Raw genomic sequence first — 18199 nt, forward strand, 5'->3', positions numbered from 1 at the left:
GGTGGAGTCAGCGCAGGACCGAGTGGGAGTTGCTGGACGCAGCAGCGCATCCAGGCTCGTCGATAGGCGGCAAAATGTCCGCCGGATCCGCGCACACGCCCCGGATCACGTCCGCCACCCGCAGCAGCAGGCCGAGCCGCGGGTGGTGGGGCGGCCAGGCGATCCCGATCTCCCTCGGCGAGATGATCTCGCTCAGCGAGAACCGCGTGACGCCCGGATGCCGTTGCCCCAGCGCCAGTTGCGGCACGATCGAGTACCCGACATCCGCGGCGACCAGCGGTTCCACGACGTGGATCTTGTCGGTGCCGAAGACCCAGTTCGGTTCGATGCCCTGCCGGCGGAGTTCGGCGGCGACCTCGAGCTGTTCGCTGGTCAGGCACACCATGGGCAGGCCGCGCAGATCCGCCGGGCGGATCCGGGCGATCGAGGCCAGCGGGGAGCCGCGGGGCGCGAGCAGGATGAACGGGTCGCTGAACAGTTCCAGGCCGTGGGCTTCCCCGCTTTGCAGCGGGAAGATGACGAACGCGATGTCGATCTCGCCGAACCGCAGCAGTTCCTGCAGGCGGACGTCGTCGTCGACCTCGACGGGCTTGATCCGGCACGGCAGCTGCTGGGTGCGCATCGCGGCCAGCACCAGCGGCGTCACCCGCACCGCGACGCTTGAGAACACGCCGATCCGGACGGTCGGCTCGCGGCCGTCGCGCATGTCCTGGATGTGCCTCGTCGCGGTGCGGAGGACGACCTGCACCTGTTCGGCGGCGTTGACCAGGGCGATCCCGGCGTCGGTGAGCCGCACCTGGCGCTGGCCGGACATGCGGCGGACCAGTACGACGCCGAGCCTCCGTTCGATCGACGCGATGCGCTGGCTGACCGCGGGCTGGCTGCAGCCGAGCGCTACCGCGGCGGCCGCGAAGGAGCCTTCGTTCGCGACCGCGTAAAGGGCTCTCAGCTGCAGCAGGGTGAGCCGGCCTCCGTCGGACCAGATGGCGTCCAGCACCACCCGGCCGAGCCGGTTCCGTCGTTCCGCGCCGGTCATGGACTGGCCTCCTTGCGAGGGCGGGATCCTCAAGGTTCCCGCTGCGGGCGGCTCATCGGGTCCCTCCGGCGAGGCAGAACGCGGCCGCGAGATCGATCGTACTGGCCAGATCGGCGAGATCGGCGACCTCGCCGGAGCTGTGCATGTGCCGGATTGGGATATTAATGACGCCGCAACGGATACCAGCGGCGACAGCTGCCATGGCATCGGCGTCCGAGCCGCTTTCGTCGCCGTATGCCTCGATGGTGTAAGGGATTCCGAGTTCTGTGGCCAGGGTGCGCAAGGTGCGTGCCATGGGTTCGTCGGTGACGGCGCCGCGGCCGATCGCCGGGCCGGAGCCGAGGCGGTGGTCGCCGGTTTTGCGTTCGATGCCGTCTTCCGGGATGTCGCTGGCGAACGTGGTGTCGATCGCCAGTGCGAAATTCGGCTCCGTCGCGTAAACGGCTCCCATCGCGCCGTGGTAGCTCGTTTCCTCGCGCACGCTGGCGACCGCTGAGATCTCAGCGGTGCCCGCTGCCGCGGCTGCTGCGCGAGCTGCTTCGAGGACGGCCAGCGCGCCGAGCCGGTTGTCCAGCGCCGGTGCGGCGATCCGGCCGTTGCGCAGGTCGACCGGAGGCGCGCCGAAGACCACCGGGTCGCCGACCGTCACGACCGAATGCGCGTCGGCCCGGCTGGTGGCGCCGATGTCGATCCACAAATCGGCCATTTTCGGGGTCGAATCACCGTCGTTCAAATGCGGCGGCGCGGTGCCGATCACGCCGGGCACCCGGCCGTTTTCCGCGAGCACCACGACATGCTGGCCGTACAGGATCGCAGCGTCCCAGCAGCCGATGCTGACCGCCCACAGCCGCCCGGCGTCGTCGATGTGGCTGACGCTCAGCCCGATTTCGTCGATGTGCCCGATCAGGGTGATTCGCGGGTTGCCGCCCGGATTGACCACCGCGTGCCCGCTGCCGAGCGGATCGACGTGCACGTCCGCGAATTCGCCCGCCAATTCGACCCAGGCGCGCACCGGTTCGTCCTCGTAGCCGGACGGCCCGCGCGCGGCGAGCAGCGGCAGGAGATGCCGGCGCAACGTGGCGGCGTCGGGTGCGTATCGAGAGGAACCGTCGGGATTCGGCATGCCACTCCTTCGCTGGGCGGGACTTCCGGGGAAAGCTCAGCGCAGCCAGGCGACTCCGGGCAGAAAGCCGAATTGGCCGCTGAACCGGTAATTGCCGAGCCGCGCCGAGGCGAAGTCGATCCATTTCGGCACGTACATGGAGACCCACGGAGCCTGATCGGTGACCGCGCGGTCCACCTCGGCCCACAGCGCGTTCGCCGCGTCCGGATCGGTGTTGGCCAGCCGCAAGGCCTCGGCCATCCGGGCGTCGACGGCCGGATCGCAGAAGCCGCCGACGTTCGGGCTCGCGTCCGAATTCGGCACGAACGAGGCGCAGAACGTCAGCACTTTCAGGAAATCGCTCGGGGCCGGATAGTCCTGGGACCAGTCGGTCAAGGCGACTTCGACGTGGTTTCCGGAATTCTGGACGAAGGGATACTGCAATCCTTCGTCCATCGGTTTCAGCGTCGCACGGTAGCCCAGATCGGTCAACAGCGTCTGCATGTATTCGCCCATCGCGATATGCATCCGGTTGTTTCCCGGTACCACCGAAACCGCGGCTCCGGCGGTACCGGATTCGGCGACCAGCCGCTTCGCTTTCGCGAGATCAGTGCCGCGCCACGGTCCGCGGCCGTTCGGGCCCGGGTTGCTCGTCCACGGGCAATACTGTTGGTAGCCCGGGATGTTCGGCACCAGGATCTGGCAGGTCGGCACGGCCAGCCCAGGGCCGCCCGCCTGCAGCACTGCCGAGTTGCGATCGAACGCGTAATTCAATGCCTGCCGGGCCTTGAGATTGTCGAACGGCGGAATCCGGGTGTTCAACGCCCAATACCAGACGTGGCCGAGCTGGTCGAGGTGCAATTGCCGCGGGTGGTCGACGCTGATCTCGTTCAACCGGTCCGGCGGCGGCTGGTCGGCGGCGAGATCGGCCTGGCCGTTGATCACCGCGGTGATCTGGTCGGTCGGTTCGAGGCCGAATTTCTGCACGATCTGATCCGGATATCCCTCTGGGGCGGCGAGCGGCGACCAGGAGCGGAAATACGGATTGCGTTTCAGCACGACGCGGTCGGTCGGATCGTAGCTCGCCCAGTAATACGGTCCGGTCGAGCGCAGTTTCGCCACGTCCGAGCCGACGTCGGCGGGCGGGGTGTCCGCGGGCAGAATCGACGCCAGCGGCTGCCCGAGTTGCTGGGGGAGTTCGGGATCCGGTTCGGTCAGCGTGAAAGTGATCTTGTTGGTCGTCTCGTCGATCGCGATGCCTTGTGACAGATCGCAGGTTTCCGGAGCGTCGAGACATTCTTTCGCGCCCGCGAGGACGTCGAATTGCGAGGACGTGGTCGGCCCGTGCACCTTGAACATCCGCTCGAAGGACGCTTTGACGTCCTTCGGCCGAACCTCGCGTCCGTCGCTGAACCGGATGCCGGAGCGCAGGGTGAAGGTCCACTTGAGACCGTCGGCAGCGGGTTTCGGGATTTCGGTGACGAGATCGGGTGCCACGTGCTGGCCGGTTTCCGGGCCGGATTTGGTGAACGCGGTGAGGCCGTCGTAGGTCGCGGTGAAAAGCGTCCAGGACGACGTGGAGAAATTGACCATCGGATCGGCGGTGCCGACATTGCCCGAGGACAGCAAAACCTCGATCCCGCCCTGATGTCCGCGATCGCCGGGCGCGACCGACGTCAGATCCAGCGTGTCGTCTACCGCGCATCCGCTCGCCGCCAGGAGCACCAGCGCCGCGAGCACGGCCGGTTTCCGTCTCATCGCGCCAGCCCTTCGCCGTCGACCGGCGGCAGGATCTCCGCCGAACGGGCGCACACCCGCTGGATGATGTCGATGACCCCGCGGATGAACGCCAGCCTCGGGTGGTACCGCCGCCAGGCGATCCCAACGGTCCGCGCCGGCACGGTGCCGGCGAGGGAAATCCTTCGCACGCCGGGAGTCCGGCCGCCGAGGGTGAGCCGCGGCACGGTGCCGTAGCCGAGCCCGGCGGCGACCATCGCCTCGACGGCGTGGTTGGTTTCCATCTCCAGCACCCAGTTCAGCTCCGCGCCCGCGGACGCGGCCCAGGCCTCCATCGGGTCGCGCTGGCCGCGCAGGCCGATCAGCGGCAGCCCGGCGAGCCGGCCGGGCGAGACCGGCGGGGCGCCGGCCGGCGTCAGCAGGACGAAGGGGTCGGTGATGAGTTCCGCGGTGAGCAGCGCGGGATCGGCGATCGGCAGCTTCACGAAAGCGAGGTCGACGTCCCCGTTGCGCACCAGCCGCGACACTTCGGCTTGCTGGTCCAGTTCCACCAATTCGATCCGGTAGTCGACCGGCTGCCGCCGCAGCGCCGCCATCATCGGCGGGATCACCCGCTCGCTCGCGCTGGTGAACAGGCCGATCCGGACGGTCGCGTTGAGGCCCTTGCGGATCGTCTCCACCTGGCTGATCGCGACCGAGAGGATCCCGCCGACCTGCTCCGCGGCGGCGACCAGAGTGTCGCCCGCTTCGGTGAGCGAAACCCGGCGCTGCTGCCGGGACCGGTGCACCAGCAGGACCCCGAGCCCGCGCTCCAGGCTCGCGACCCGCTGGCTCACCGCGGACTGCGTGCAGCCGAGCGCGGTCGCGGCCCCGGCGAACGAACCGGTCGCGGAGATCGCGATCAGCGCCGCGAGCTGCGGGAGCGTCGGACGGGTGGACTGGTCGGTCTCGGCGCTAGTCATCGCGAGCGGCCTTCGGTTCGGCCGGCGCCACCTGGACGGCCGGCTCAAGCGGGTGGTGACAGGCGACCTCGTGGCGGGCGTTTTCCTTGGCCAGCAACGGTTCCGTCGTCCGGCACACGCTGGTGGCGCGCGGGCAGCGCGGGTGGAACCGGCAGCCGCGCGGCGGGTCGAGCGGACTCGGCACGTCTCCGGCCAGCGTCGTGTCCCGCCAGCCCGTGCCCGCCGCCGGGTCCGGGATCGGCACCGACGCCAGCAGTGCCGCGGTGTAAGGGTGGTGCGGCGCGGCAAAGATCTCAGCGACCGGTGCCTGTTCGACGATCCGGCCGAGATACATCACCGCGACCCGGTCGGACGTGTGCCGGACGACGCCGAGGTCGTGCGCGATGAACACGTAGGTGAGGCCGAGGCGTTCCTTGAGGTCGTCGAACAGGTTCAGGATCTGCGCCTGGACCGAGACGTCCAGCGCGGACACCGGTTCGTCGGCGACGACGACCCGCGGCCGCAGCGCCAGCGCTCGCGCGATCACCGCGCGCTGCCGCTGGCCGCCGGACAGCTCGTGCGGGAACCGGTCGGCGAGTTCGGCGGAAAGCCCGGTCAGGACAAGGAGTTCGGCGATGTCCGCGCGGGTCGCGGGCCGCCGGTGCACGCGCAGCGGCTCGGCGACCGAATCGCCGACCCGGCGGCGCGGGTTCAGGCTGGCGTACGGGTCCTGGAAGATCATCTGCACCGACCGGCGCACCGGGCGCAGCCCGCGCCGGCCGGTCCGGCTGATATCTCTGCCGGCGAAACTGATCGACCCGCTGCTCGGCCGGTACAGCCGGACCAGGCACCGGCCGAGGGTGGACTTGCCGCAGCCGGATTCGCCGACCAGACCGAGCGTTTCGCCGCGCCGCACGGACAGCGTGACGCGATCGACGGCGTGCAGCCGAGCGGGACGGCCCAAGCGGTTTCGCCGGACCGGGAACCATTTGACCAGGTCGGTGGTGCTGATGAGTTCGGACATCAGGCGGTTCTCTTTTCGTCGGGGGAGGGCGCGTGCCGCAGCAGGCAGGCGTGGAAATGCTCCGCGGCCGACGGCAGCAGAACCGGCCGTTGCTGGACGCACACCGCTTGCGCGTCCGGGCAACGCGGCGCGAACGCACAGCCCGGCCCGATGTCGGCCGCGAGCGGCGGCAAGCCCTCGATGGACGGCAGCCGGGGCGGCCGGGGCACATCCAGCCGCGGAATCGAGCCGAGCAGCCCGACGGTGTACGGATGCCGCGGATGGGCGAACAGCTGCGCGGTCGGTGCCTGCTCGACGATCCGTCCCGCGTACATCACCTGTATCCGCGACGCGATTCCGGCGAGCACACCGAGGTCGTGCGTGATCAGGACGACGCTGGTCCCGCTGCGCGCGCTCAGGTCCCGGATGATGCGCAGGATCTGCGCCTGCACCGAAACGTCCAGCGCGGTGGTCGGTTCGTCGGCGATCAGGACGTCGGGTTCGCAGGACAGTGCCATCGCGATCATCACCCGCTGCCGCATGCCGCCGGAGAACTGGTGCGGATAGTCCCGCGCACGGGCGTCCGGGCTCGGGATGCCGACGAGGCCGAGCAGTTCGACCGCGCGGCGGCGGGCGGCTCGCATGCCACCGCGCTGGTGGTGACATATCTGTTCGGCTATCTGCCATCCCACGCGGTACACCGGGTTCAGCGACGTCATCGGGTCCTGGAAGATCATCGCGATCCGGCTGCCGCGGTACTCGCGCCTCCGCTTGGGCGGCAGGGCGAGGAGATCCCGGCCGTCGAACAGCACCCGGCCGCGCACGATCGCGTTGCTGTCGCGGATCAGGCCGAGCAGCGCGAGCATGGTGACCGACTTCCCGGAGCCGGATTCGCCGACCACGCCGAGGGTTTCGCCCTCCGGCAGGGAGAACGACACGTCGTCCACCACCCGCACCAAGCCGTTGCGCGTGCGGAACTCGACGGTCAGGCCTTCCGCGGACAAGGTCGTCATCGCACTCGGATCCTCGGGTCAAGGGCCGCGTAACCGAGGTCGACCAGGAGGTTCACCAGCACGACGGCGAACGCGCCGTACAGCGTCACCGCCATCAGCACCGGCAGGTCGAACCGGCTGAGCGAGTGGAAGGTGAGGTTGCCGACCCCGGGCAGGCCGAACACCTGCTCGGTGAGCACCGCGGCCCCGCCGAGCATGGCCCCGAGATCGAGGCCGAAGAGGCTGACGAACGGGATCAGCGAGTTCCGCAGCACGTGGCGAAGCAGCACGCGGGATTCAGGAAGGCCCTTCGCGCGGGCGGTGAGCACGAATTCGGACCGGTCGACCTCGATCAGGTCGGCCCGCAGCACGCGTGCGTACAGCCCGGCGGTGCCGATCGCCAGCGTGATCCAAGGGAACAGCAGCTGCCCGAACCACTTCAGCGGGTCGACGTTGATCGGCGTGTAGCCGAGTTCGGGCAGCCAGCTGAAGACGCTGGTATGCCAGGTGCCCTGGGTGAGCAGGTTAACCACGCCGCCTAGCCAGTACACCGGGAGCGACATGCCGATCAGCCCGAGCCCCATCAGCAGCGGATCGACCGCGCGGCCGCGGAAGACGGCGGCGAGCGTGCCCGCGCCGAGCGCGAGCAGCAGCCAGAGCACGGCGGCCCCGCCGACCAGCGACAGCGTGACCGGAACGGCCTTGGCGACGCGGGACAGCACCGGGCCGCGATCGGTGTAGGAGACCAGGTCCCGGTCGACGACCAGGCGCTTCATCATCTCGAAGTACTGTGCAGGCAACGGCTTGTCGAGGCCGAAATCCGCCCGGATCTGCGCGATCACCTGCGGGGTCGCCTGTTTGCCCGCGATCTGCCGCGCCGGGTCGACGCCCGGGGTCTTGAAGAAGATCAGGAAGACCAGGACGCTCACCGCGATCAGCACGCCCGCCGCGGAGAACACGCGGCGCACGACGTAGCCGATCACCGGGCACGCATCCGCAGCTCGGCCTTCGGGTCGAAGGCGTCCCGGATCGCGTCGCCGAGGATGTTCAGCACGCACACGGTGATCGCGAGCAGCGCACCGGGCACGATCGCCATCAGCGGCCGGTTGCGCAGCAATTGCGTGCCGTCCTCGATGATCGTGCCCCAGCTCGCGGCGGGCGGATGCACGCCGATGCCGAGGAACGACAGGCCGGATTCCAGCAGCATCGCGGTCGCCACCATCAGCGGGAACAGCACGAGCACCCGGGACAGCACGTTCGGCAGGATTTCCCGGCGGATGATCCGGCCGTGCCCGGCGCCGTAGGACGTGGCCGCGCCGACGTAGTCCGCGGCGCGCACGGACAGCACCGCCCCGCGCACCGGCCGCGCGACATAAGGCACATAGACCACTCCGATAATCAGGACCGGCAAGGCGAGACTGCCGGAACTGATCCGGACGAAACCGAGGCTGATCCCGGACGCGAAACTGATCGCGGAAAGGGAAATCGCCAGCATCAGCACCGGAAACGCCCATACGACGTCCAGGATCCTGGACAGCACCCCGTCGACCACGCCGCCGACGTATCCGGCGAGCAGCCCGATCACCAGGCCTCCGGCGCAGGCGACCAGGCCGGCGAGCGCCCCGATCACCAGGGTGTTCCGGCCGCCGTAGAGGATCCGCGCGGCGACGTCGCGGCCGTCCCCGTCCGCGCCGAGCAGGAAATGCGCCTGTCCGGTCGGGCCGATCGGCAGCACGCCGACGCCCTGGGACGCGGGTTGCAGCAACGGCAGCACGGTTCCGTCGTCGAGCACGGTGGTGCCGACCGGGTCGGCGACGAACGGATCGGTTCCGGAGACCTGGCTGGCGTACAGCGGCGCGAGCAGGCAGAGCACCACGATCACGACGAGGACCGCCGCCGACGCCATCACCCGGGAATTGCCGAGCAGCGCCCGGATTCCCCGGCGCCACGGCCCGCCGCCGGATTCCGGTTCCGCCCGGGTCCCGGCGGCCTGGGGTTCGGTCACCTGGCCACCCCCTCGGTTTCACCGTCCTGTCGGCAAAAACTAGAGAAGGGTCAGGTTTTTCGGCAAGAAGACCGGCATCGCATTCGATAAGCCGGCCTAATGGGCTGCTCCGCGCGGCCCCGGCCGGAACGCTTTCCGGTAAGCGCCCGGCGGCACCCCGACGACCTGGCAGAACTGCGAACGGAAGTTGCTCGTCGTCGGGAATCCGGTCTGCGCGGCGATCCGGTCGACGGTGTGATCGGTGGTTTCGAGCAGTTCCTGGGCCTGCCGGATGCGCACTCCGGCCACCCATTGCATCGGGCTTTGCCCGGTTTCGTCCTTGAACCGCCTGGTCAGCGTGCGCACGCTCAGCCCGGCCGCGTCGGCGATGTCCGCGAGAGCGAGGTCGCGGTAGGCGTTTTCCTCGATCCACGGCAGTATCTGGCCGAGTGCGGTCGCGCGGCTGGGCGGGCGATTGCGGACGAGGTATTGCGCCTGTCCGCCGGGCCGGTGCAATGGCGCGACCGCGAGCCGGGCGGCGTCGGCCGCGACGGCGGTTCCGTAATCGTTCTGGACGATGTGCAGGCACAGATCAATTCCGGCGACCGCGCCCGCGGAGGTGAGGATTTTCCCGTTGTCGGTGTAAAGCACGTCGGGATTCATCCGGACTGCCGGGTATTTCTTTTTGAATCCGTCGGCGGCCAGCCAATGCGTTGTCGCGTCCCGGCCGTCGAGCAATCCCGCTTCGGCGAGCGTGAACGCCCCGACGCAGATCGACGCGATGCGCGTGCCGCGGTCGGCCGCCGCGCGCAACGCGTCCAGGACTTCCGGCGCCGTCGGGGCCAGCGGGTTGTTGCGTCCGGGCACCACGATGAGGTCGGCGCGGTGGAGGGCGTCCAGGCCTTCGTCGACCGCCAGGCGCAGCGGGCCCGCCTCGACGTCGCGCGCCGGACCGGCGACGAGCGTCCGGTACCCCGGGCGGCCGTCGGGGAGCCGGACCCGCCCGAAGGTCTCGATTGGCGTGGCCAGATCGAAGGCGATCGAGTCCGGCAGGGCAAGCACCACCGTGGTGTACATACCTGCAGGATAAGGCATCGGCGGCGTGGCCAGATCTGAGTGGAAGTTGTCCAGATAGCCACTGGGAAGATCATCGCCGACGGGCTTCGATGGACGAAAGCGTCCATCGAAAGGAACCACTCATGCTTCGGGCCCAGTTCGTCCTCTTCGACGGGTTCGACCCGCTCGACGTCGTCGCGCCGTTCGAGGTGCTGTCAGCCGGAAGCGGGTTCCTCGGCGGCAAGCTCGCCGTCGAACTCGTGAGCGCGGACGGTCCCGGCGTCGTGCGCTCCGGCAACCCCGGGCTCACCCTGACCGCGACCGCCGCGTTCGACCCCGACGCGTCCGGCTATGTCCTCGTCCCCGGCGCGGCCGGCCCGGTGGACGGCGATCCGGACACGGGTGTCGAGACCATCCCCGTCCTGTTGTCGCGCTTCGCGTCGGGGGACGCGATGCCGTTGCTGCGGCGCGCGTTCGACAATCCGGACAGCACGGTCGTGACCATCTGCGGGGGTTCACTCGCACTGGCGATGGCGGGTCTGCTCGAGGGCCGTACCGCGACGACGCATGTGCTCGGCATCGACCTGCTCGAGGCCACCGGAGCGAACGCCGTCCGCGCCCGCGTCGTGGACGACGGAGACCTCATCAGCGGCGGCGGGGTCACTTCCGGTCTCGATGTGGCGCTTTACGTGCTGGAGCGCGATTTCGGCTCGCACACCGCACACGCCGTCGAGGAGCTTTTCGAGTACGAACGGCGCGGCACCACCTGGAAAGCCGCGCACTGAAAGGGAAAGAATGAACACCATTGTCGGAACCTGGCTGCTGCGGATGAAAACCCCGATCGGCACCATGGAAGCCACCTACACTTTCGAAGAAACGGACGGCGTGCTCCAGGGCAGTGCGAGCGGCTTCGGGGAAACCACGCCGCTCACCGAACTCGCGGCCTCCGGCGACCGATTCACCTGGCGGCAACGCATCACCCGGCCGATGCGGCTCAATCTCGACTACGCCGTCACCGTGCACGGCGACTCCCTTTCCGGCGAATCCCGCGCCGGGCGGCTTCCGCGCACCAGCGTGACGGGTGAACGGATCTCCGCGTGAACGCTTTTCTTTTGTCGGTGCACGTCCTGGCGGCCATTCTCGCGATCGGGCCGGTCGCCGTCGCCGCGAGCATGTTCCCGAGCGCCGCCCGGCTCGCTTCCGACGACCCGAAGAAGGCCGCGACGCTGCAGGTTCTCCACCGGACCACCCGGGTTTACGCGGTGATCGGGGTCCTGGTCCCGGTCTTCGGCCTCGCGACCGGTGCGCGGATCGGGGTGCTGGGGGACGCGTGGCTGATCGTCTCGCTGGTCCTGACCGTCGCCGCCGCGGGAATTCTGGTCGGGTTGATCCTGCCCGGCCAGAAACGCGTCGTCGACGCGCTCGGTTCTGACCGGCCGGTGACCGTCCGGCTGGGAATGACCACCGGAATTTTCAACCTGCTGTGGGCGGCGGTCGTCGTTTTGATGATCTACCGTCCCGGCTCGACGACGGGGGTGGGATTGTGAGCCCGCGACGGATTTTGGAAATCATCGGCGCGGTGGAATTGGTCACGCTGGTGCTGATGCTGGGAAATGTGGCGACCGTGCATCAGCCGACGGTGTCGGGGGTGCTGGGCCCGATTCACGGGCTGGCTTACATGGGGACGGTGATCGGCGCCGTACTCGTGATGGAAGGCCGGCATCGGGTGTGGCTGCTGGCGTTGATCCCGGGAATCGGCGGGCTTCTCTCGGCGCGGGCCGCTTCGCCGCGGAGAACGTCGTCGGCAGGAGGCGCCTAGCTCGGGTCCCGAAGATCAGGCATATCTCTGAGCTGCCTCCGTGACGTGATACCGAGCTTCCGAAAGATATTACGCAGATGGGCATCCACCGTCCGAGGGCTGAGGAACAGCCGCGTAGCCACCTCCTTCGACGTGGCCCCAGCGGCGACCTCGCGCGCGATGTGCATCTCTTGCATGGTCAGCCGGTCGTAGGTATGCGCTGATCGGCTGCGCGCCACCTCTCCGGTAGCGCGCAGCTCATCGGCCGCCCGCCGGGTGAACGCCTCCATTCCGATCTCCGACAGCTGCTCATGTGCGGTACGCAGATGTTCGCGCGCATCCCGGCGGCGGCCAGCGCGGCGCAGCCATTCCCCGTACCGCAGGTGCGCCCGCGCGGTCTGCACGGAAAGCGGAGTACCGGTCAAGTACGACAGCGCCGCGACGTACTCGTCCTCGGCGTCGTGGACCATCGCCCGCGCGCCAGCCGCGACGCCGAGTGCGAAGTCGGTGCCGGCGGGTTCCGTGCGCTCGACCAGGTCTTCCAACGCGGACCGAGCGACGGCGTCCTCCCCGCATCGCACGGCGGCCTCGATTTGCTCGGGCAAGGCGATGCCGGCGAGGAAGAGATCACCGCTCGCCACTGCTTGCGTCGCGGCCGCGAGAGCAGCCGGGTAGTCGCCGAGGCCGTTGTACAGCACGGCCGTCGCCCAGTGGGCGTTCGCGGTCAGCTGGCCGGTGCGGCGGCTCGTGGCCTCGGCGAACAGGTCGAGCACCTCCTGCCGGCGTCCGCGCATCGCCGCCAGGTGCACGCGCGGGTAGAGCTGGGGAGGGTCGCCGAGTGCGTCGGCGATGGCTTCTTCCTCGGCGATCGCGGCCATCGCCTGCCCGAAGTTCCCGGTGAGCACCGCGTAGATCGCCGCCTGCGACAGACCGAGCCGGACGGTCATCGGCGAGCCGGTCGACTGTCCGGTCCGCGTCAGCCAGTCGACGATCGTCCGGTGCAGGCTGAGATCCCACAGCTCGCCCGCTAGCACGGCAGCCAGTGCGGGCGTGCGGGTCCAGTCGTCGCCGGCGAGGGCCCGCCGGATCGCCGGCACCCCGGCGCGAGGTCCTTCGGCGGTCAACCGCACGAGCGCGGCGAGGAGATCCGCGGGTCCGGCCGGGGGCGCGGCGGCGAGCACCCGGTCCAGCACTCCCGCGGCCCTCCCGACGACGAGCCCCATCTCCAGCGCCGCCACCAAGAACTCGCGCGACCGTTCCGGGTCGCTCGCGGCGAGCTGCTGCGCGGCACCCAGGATGATCTCCGGCCCGCGAACCGCCCCGTCCGCGCCCTGGACGAAGGCGATCTGCCCGCGCAGCAGGTCGACGGAGGCCCGTTGCGGGACCGCCAAAGTCGAGGCGTCGATGCTGGTCAGGAGGTCAGCCGCGGCTTCGGTCCGGCCCGCGGCGAGCGTCGCCCGGGCGGCTGCGAGCGTGCGTTCGACCTGCTTGCCGTGGTCGAGCGACAGCGCGGCGGCGCGTTCGAGAAACGCGGCGGCGGCCGCGACGCCACCCCGGGCCTGCGCGCGGGACGCCGACACTTCCAGCTCCGCCGCGACCTCCTCGTCCGGCCCGGCGGTGGCCTGCGCGCGGTGCCAGGCGCGCCGGTCGCCAGCGGTGTCCGGGTCGGTCGAATCGGCTAGCGCACGGTGCGCCGCTCGCCGCTGTTTCGGCTCAGCCGCGCGGTAAGCGGCCGAGCGCGCCAGCGGATGGCAGAAGCGCGCCCGCGTGTCGAACTGGATCAGCCCGGACGCCTCGGCGGCGGCGCTCGCCGCGGACACGTCGAGGTCCAGCCGTTCGGCGGCCGCCCACAGCAGGCCCGGGTCGCCGGTGGGATCGGCGCTGGCGAGGATCAGCAGCTCCCGCGCGTCCGAGGGAAGCTCCGCCATTCTCGCGAGGAAACTCCGCTCGATCCGGCTCGCGATCGGCGACGGCGTCGGCAGCGCGAAACCGCCTGCTTTCGGCAGTTCGATCAGGGCGAGCGGGTTGCCGCGCGCCTCGGCGAGGAGGCGATCGCGCACCCGTTCGTCGAGCGTCCCGGTCTTCTCCCCGGCCAGCAGGGCGCGCGCGTCCGCGTCGCTCAGCCCGCCGACGGTCAGTCCGGGCAGCTCGTCCAGGCCGGGGACCGGGTCCTGGTCGCGGGCGGCGAACACCATCGCGATCGGTTCGGCCGAGATGCGCCTGGCCAGGAAGGTCAACGCGCGCGCCGAGGCGGCGTCCAGCCAATGTGCGTCGTCGATCACACACAGCATCGGGCGTTCCGCGGCCGCGGTGGCCAGCAGTTCGAGAGCGGCGAGGCCGACGCGGAACGGGTCCGGCGCGCCGTCGGCCAGCCCGAACGCGACCAGGAGGGAGTCGCGGTAGGGCGTCGACAGGGTCTCCAGGTGTGCGAGCACTGGAACGCACAGCTGGTGCAGCGCCGCGAACGGCAGCTCGCCCTCGAACTCCGACCCGGACGCGCGGATGCGCTGAAACCCCTCCGCCGCCTGCTCGACGTGGTCCAGCAGCGCGCTCTTGCCGATGCCCGGCTCGCCGCGCAGGACGAGGACGCCGCCCTCGCCCTGTTCCGCCGAACGGACCAGCGCGAGGAGGCGGTCGATCTCGTCGTGCCGGCCGATGAGGGAGGACGTCGTGGGCATGGTCCGAACCTTAGGGCAGGTGCGTAGGCGAAGTAGGTGATAGTCGCCGACGCGAGCGGTGGGAGGGCAGGGCGATGGTGGTGGCAGGTCACCCGAGGAAAGGAAATTCCACAATGGACACAGTGCTTGTCACCGGCGCTACCGGGACCGTCGGGTCCGCGCTGATTCCCGCCCTGCAAGCCCGCGGCGGCACCGTCCGCGCCATGACGCGGGGCCGTCCCGTCGACGGCGTCGAGACCGTCGTCGCCGACCTGCGGGACCCGGCCTCGATCGCCGCGGCGCTGAAGGGCGTCGACGCGGTCTTCCTGAACAGCCCTTCGGCCCCCGACGCCGCCGAGCTGCAGATCCGGTTCGCGAACCTGGCCCGCGACGCCGGGGTCAACCGGCTCGTGCTGCTCTCCCAGTACGCGGCCCGGGCCGATTCGCCGGTGCGCTTCCTGCGCTGGCACGCCGAAGTCGAGGCGCACGTCGCGAAACTCGGGCTCGACTACACCGTGCTCCGGCCCAACCTCTACCTGCAGGCGTTGCTCAACTTCTCCGCCACCATCGCGCAGGGATTCTTCGCCGCGCCCATCGGCGACGCGGCCGTGAGCGCCATCGACACCAGAGATATCTCAGCTGCCGCCGCTGCCGTATTAACCAGCACCGGTCACTCCGGCCGCACCTACACCCTGACCGGCCCGCGCGCCGTGACCCACGCCCAGATCGCCGACGCGCTCTCCGCCGTCACCGGACGGGACATCGCCTTCCACGACGCGCCCGCCGACCAGTTCGCCGCCGCGCTGACCGGGCTGCTCCCGTCGTGGCAGATCGACGGTCTGGTCGAGGACTACGCCCACTACTCCCGGGGCGAGGCCGCGGAGGTGCACACCTCCGTCGCCGAGCTGACCGGACGACCTGCCCGTGATCTCACCGAGTTCGCCCGGGACTACGCCGCCGCGTTCGCGGCCCTCTGAAAGGAATTCCGATGATCTACCACAGCATTCGGTTCGCGCTCAAACCTGAGGTCACGCCGGAGGAAAAGACCGCTGTCGTCGCGAAAATGACCGAACTGTTCACCGCGATCCCGGCGATCAAGGCGCGCGTCGTCGGCCGTGATTTCGGCGGGAAATACGAATTGGGCGCCGTACTGGTGCTCGAGGACATCGAGGGATACGCGGAGTACATGAACCATCCCGCGCACCTCGAACTGGACCGGGTCGGGCTGCCGCTGGTGGAGGAGTTCATGTCGTCCGACATCACCGACGACCCGGACCCGGAGATCGGCGCGAAGATCGCCGACGTGCACCGGACCCGGTTCGAGAACGTGCCGGACATCGCGGACCTCATCTCCGGCCTCGCCGAGTACACCGGCAGCGCGGCACCGGGGAAACACGGCGGGTGACGGTCAGCGGGCGCGGTCCGGGTACCGCGCCCGCTGCGTTAATTCGTTGGAGCGGCCGGGTCTGTTGGGTACGCTCTTCTCCGTTGTTGCCGTTCATCGGAGAGGTGCATTGATCTTCTGAGGTGTAGAGACACCGCGATCTCGGGTTCTTCCGCCCGTCGCGCGTCTGGCCTCGGAGGACGGCATCCTGAATCCGTCCCGTGCTCGCCGGTTCCGCCGCGGTGTCCCCACGTTCTTGTCCCATCCGCGAACGGGGAGGTACGCCTGTGTCTTCGTCCATCGTGTGCTCGGACCTCAGCTTTGCCTGGCCGGACGGCGAGGTCGTGTTCGATCGGTTTTCCCTGGCGATCGGCGAGGGCCGCACCGGGCTGATCGGAGTGAACGGTTCCGGGAAATCGACCCTGCTCCGGCTGCTCTGCGGCGAACTGCGGCCGGCTTCGGGCTCGATCAGCGTGTCCGGCGAACTCGGTTATCTGCCGCAAAACCTGATTCTCGACGCCGAACGCCGGGTCGACGAGGTGCTGGGCGTGGCGGAGATCAGGTCCGCGCTCGCCGCGATCGAACGCGGGGAGGCCGACGAACGCCATTTCGCGACCATCGGCGAGCAGTGGGACGTCGAGGAACGCACCCGCGCGACCCTCGATCGGCTCGGCCTCGCGCACGTCGCCCCGGACGCGCGGGCGGGGGAGCTGTCCGGCGGTGAACTGATCCTGCTCGGCCTCGCCGCGCAGTTCCTGCGGCAACCGGACGTGCTCGTGCTCGACGAGCCGACCAACAACCTGGACCTGCGGGCCCGGCGGCTGGTCGGCGAGGCGGTCCGGACGTGGAAAGGAGTGCTGGTCCTGGTATCTCACGACCGCGAGTTGCTGCGGCACGTCGACCGGATCGGCGATCTCCGCTCCGGGGAGGTGACCTTATACGGCGGCGATCTGGACGATTACGAGGCGGCGGTGGCCGTCCAGCAGGAGGCGGCTTCGCGCCTGCTGCGGGCCGCGGAGTCGGATCTCAAGCGGCAGAAACGGGAGCTGGCCGAGGCTCGGACGAAACTGGACCGGCGCGCCCGGTACGGCCGGAAGCAGTGGGAAAACAAGCGCGAGCCCAAGGTGCGGATGCGCAAGCGGCAGGAGGACGCGGAAATCGCCGCGGGCAAGCACCGCACGATGCATCTTGGCAAGGTGGCGGCGGCCAAGGACCGAGTGAAGGAGGCGGAGGAGGCGGTCCGCACCGGCGACGAGATCCGGATCGAACTGCCGGAAACCTCGGTGGCGTCCGGGAAAGAAGTGCTCACTCTGTCCGATGTGGAGCTTCGGAACGGCCTCGTGGTGGATTTCGCACTGCGCGGGCCGGAGCGGGTCGCAGTGGTCGGTCCCAATGGTTCCGGCAAAACCACGCTGCTGCAGACGATCACCGGCGCGATCGAGCCGCGATCCGGGACGGTGAAAGTCCCGGTGCCGGTGCGCTGGTTGCCGCAACGGCTCGACCTGCTGGACGACACGCTGTCCGCCGCGCAGAACGTGGCCCGCGCCGCGCCCTCCGCGTCGGACAACGAGATCCGCGCTCACCTCGCGCGGTTCCTGGTGCGCGGCAGCCGGGCGGACCAGCCAGCAGGGAGCCTTTCCGGGGGCGAGCGTTTCCGGGCAACGCTGGTGACGCTGCTTCTGGCGGAACCAGCGCCGCAATTGCTGTTGCTGGACGAGCCGACGAACAATCTGGACCTGGCCAGCGTCCGGCAATTGGCACAGGCGCTGAAGTCGTACGCTGGTGCCCTCGTGGTGGTCAGCCACGACCTCCCGTTCCTGCACACCATCGGGGCGACGAGCTGGGTGCGGTTCGGGTCCACAGTGGAGGAAATCGCGGCGGGGTAGCGGTCTGCGGATCGCGGCGGGAGCGCGCCAGCTTCCGCCGCGATCAACGCCGCAGTGAATCCCGTCGCGCCTTGGGGATTTGGCGATCGTGCTGAATACCGGGCCGCCCGCGCCGATGGGTGAAACCCGCTTCCTGGCCGCTCCGCGTGTTCTGCGGCGTCGAACAGTCGGCGGTCCGCCGGTGCGCTGATGCGCCCAGAGCCTCTTCGCCGTGCACAGCTCGATGCGCACGTGGGGCAGGACCCGGCGGCTGCGGGGGCTTAAGCCCGTTTACCCCCATTGCGGAGCTGAAGCCGTAGTTCGGCGACCGTGGTGTGGCGGTTCCGTCGCTGGATTTCGGCGGCCAGTCGCGCGGCTCCCGGTTCGCTCAGCCGGTAGTAGCGGCGCAGCCTGCTGTCCACGACCTCTTCGCGGTCCACCTCCACCCAGCCCTCCGCGTGAAGCCGGTCCAGCGCGGCGTACAACGTGCCCGCTCGCAGCTTGACCTGGCCGTCGGAGATCGTCTCGACGTCGCGGAGCACGCCGTACCCGTGCTGCGGCTGGGCGGCGAGCGCGGTGAGGATCAGGAAGGTCGGCTCGCGCAGAGCACTGTCGTTCACCTCGGCAGCATATACCGGCGAGCT

At 69.7% G+C, this 18199-nt stretch carries 18 protein-coding genes; 7 read left to right on the forward strand and 11 right to left on the reverse strand.

Annotation, left to right across the window (positions count from 1 at the left end):
* Positions 1 to 7 precede the first annotated feature (7 nt).
* The 9 genes from F9C12_RS33995 to F9C12_RS34035 all read right to left on the reverse strand — a co-directional run bounded on the left by F9C12_RS33995 (position 8) and on the right by F9C12_RS34035 (position 9872).
* Positions 8 to 1036 (reverse strand): LysR family transcriptional regulator, encoded by a 1029-nt coding sequence (locus tag F9C12_RS33995; protein ID WP_409463123.1) that lies wholly within the window; start codon positions 1034 to 1036, stop codon positions 8 to 10.
* A gap of 52 nt (positions 1037 to 1088) precedes the next feature.
* The gene (locus F9C12_RS34000) at positions 1089 to 2159 is read right to left on the reverse strand and encodes a hypothetical protein (protein WP_409463124.1); all 1071 of its coding nucleotides are present in this window, start codon (positions 2157 to 2159) and stop codon (positions 1089 to 1091) included.
* Between the two features lie 36 nt (positions 2160 to 2195).
* Positions 2196 to 3896, reverse strand: a complete 1701-nt coding sequence (locus F9C12_RS34005; RefSeq protein WP_409463125.1) for an ABC transporter substrate-binding protein — start codon at positions 3894 to 3896, stop codon at positions 2196 to 2198.
* The gene (locus F9C12_RS34010) at positions 3893 to 4837 is read right to left on the reverse strand and encodes a LysR family transcriptional regulator (RefSeq protein ID WP_409463126.1); all 945 of its coding nucleotides are present in this window, start codon (positions 4835 to 4837) and stop codon (positions 3893 to 3895) included. The genes F9C12_RS34005 and F9C12_RS34010 overlap by 4 nt, the downstream gene beginning before the upstream one ends.
* Complete coding sequence (locus F9C12_RS34015) at positions 4830 to 5840, reverse strand: ABC transporter ATP-binding protein (RefSeq protein WP_409463127.1); 1011 nt, start codon at positions 5838 to 5840, stop codon at positions 4830 to 4832. The genes F9C12_RS34010 and F9C12_RS34015 overlap by 8 nt, the downstream gene beginning before the upstream one ends.
* Entirely contained in the window at positions 5840 to 6832 is a 993-nt protein-coding gene (locus F9C12_RS34020) for an ABC transporter ATP-binding protein (protein ID WP_409463128.1), read from the reverse strand. The genes F9C12_RS34015 and F9C12_RS34020 overlap by 1 nt, the downstream gene beginning before the upstream one ends.
* Positions 6829 to 7794, reverse strand: a complete 966-nt coding sequence (locus F9C12_RS34025) for an ABC transporter permease (RefSeq protein WP_409185847.1) — start codon at positions 7792 to 7794, stop codon at positions 6829 to 6831. The genes F9C12_RS34020 and F9C12_RS34025 overlap by 4 nt, the downstream gene beginning before the upstream one ends.
* On the reverse strand, positions 7791 to 8816 hold the full coding sequence (locus F9C12_RS34030; protein ID WP_409463129.1) for an ABC transporter permease: 1026 nt from the start codon (positions 8814 to 8816) through the stop codon (positions 7791 to 7793). The genes F9C12_RS34025 and F9C12_RS34030 overlap by 4 nt, the downstream gene beginning before the upstream one ends.
* A gap of 96 nt (positions 8817 to 8912) precedes the next feature.
* Complete coding sequence (locus F9C12_RS34035; protein WP_409185849.1) at positions 8913 to 9872, reverse strand: GlxA family transcriptional regulator; 960 nt, start codon at positions 9870 to 9872, stop codon at positions 8913 to 8915.
* Positions 9873 to 9994: 122 nt separating this feature from the next.
* Here F9C12_RS34035 and F9C12_RS34040 point away from each other — a divergent pair, with 122 nt between their 5' ends.
* From F9C12_RS34040 to F9C12_RS34055, 4 genes are read left to right on the forward strand one after another with little or no spacing between them, the layout of a single operon-like run.
* The gene (locus tag F9C12_RS34040; protein WP_409463130.1) at positions 9995 to 10636 is read left to right on the forward strand and encodes a DJ-1/PfpI family protein; all 642 of its coding nucleotides are present in this window, start codon (positions 9995 to 9997) and stop codon (positions 10634 to 10636) included.
* Positions 10637 to 10646: 10 nt separating this feature from the next.
* The gene (locus F9C12_RS34045) at positions 10647 to 10952 is read left to right on the forward strand and encodes a hypothetical protein (RefSeq protein WP_409185851.1); all 306 of its coding nucleotides are present in this window, start codon (positions 10647 to 10649) and stop codon (positions 10950 to 10952) included.
* The gene (locus F9C12_RS34050; protein WP_409185852.1) at positions 10949 to 11398 is read left to right on the forward strand and encodes a hypothetical protein; all 450 of its coding nucleotides are present in this window, start codon (positions 10949 to 10951) and stop codon (positions 11396 to 11398) included. The genes F9C12_RS34045 and F9C12_RS34050 overlap by 4 nt, the downstream gene beginning before the upstream one ends.
* The gene (locus F9C12_RS34055) at positions 11395 to 11670 is read left to right on the forward strand and encodes a hypothetical protein (protein WP_409463131.1); all 276 of its coding nucleotides are present in this window, start codon (positions 11395 to 11397) and stop codon (positions 11668 to 11670) included. The genes F9C12_RS34050 and F9C12_RS34055 overlap by 4 nt, the downstream gene beginning before the upstream one ends.
* Here F9C12_RS34055 and F9C12_RS34060 read toward each other — a convergent pair.
* On the reverse strand, positions 11667 to 14327 hold the full coding sequence (locus tag F9C12_RS34060) for an AAA family ATPase (RefSeq protein ID WP_409463132.1): 2661 nt from the start codon (positions 14325 to 14327) through the stop codon (positions 11667 to 11669). The two genes, F9C12_RS34055 and F9C12_RS34060, sit on opposite strands and share 4 nt — an antisense overlap.
* 113 nt (positions 14328 to 14440) lie before the next feature.
* Here F9C12_RS34060 and F9C12_RS34065 point away from each other — a divergent pair, with 113 nt between their 5' ends.
* From F9C12_RS34065 to F9C12_RS34075, 3 genes are all read left to right on the forward strand, one after another.
* Positions 14441 to 15283, forward strand: coding sequence for an SDR family oxidoreductase (locus F9C12_RS34065; protein WP_409463133.1), 843 nt, complete (start codon positions 14441 to 14443; stop codon positions 15281 to 15283).
* An 11-nt stretch (positions 15284 to 15294) separates the two neighbouring features.
* Positions 15295 to 15711, forward strand: coding sequence for a Dabb family protein (locus tag F9C12_RS34070; RefSeq protein ID WP_409463134.1), 417 nt, complete (start codon positions 15295 to 15297; stop codon positions 15709 to 15711).
* Positions 15712 to 15977: 266 nt separating this feature from the next.
* On the forward strand, positions 15978 to 17576 hold the full coding sequence (locus F9C12_RS34075) for an ABC-F family ATP-binding cassette domain-containing protein (protein WP_409463135.1): 1599 nt from the start codon (positions 15978 to 15980) through the stop codon (positions 17574 to 17576).
* A 260-nt stretch (positions 17577 to 17836) separates the two neighbouring features.
* Here F9C12_RS34075 and F9C12_RS34080 read toward each other — a convergent pair whose 3' ends face one another.
* Complete coding sequence (locus F9C12_RS34080) at positions 17837 to 18175, reverse strand: PadR family transcriptional regulator (RefSeq protein WP_409185858.1); 339 nt, start codon at positions 18173 to 18175, stop codon at positions 17837 to 17839.
* Positions 18176 to 18199: the final 24 nt, after the last annotated feature.

The sequence above is a fragment of the Amycolatopsis sp. GA6-003 genome (assembly GCF_046267895.1).
Taxonomy (GTDB): Bacteria; Actinomycetota; Actinomycetes; order Mycobacteriales; family Pseudonocardiaceae; genus Amycolatopsis.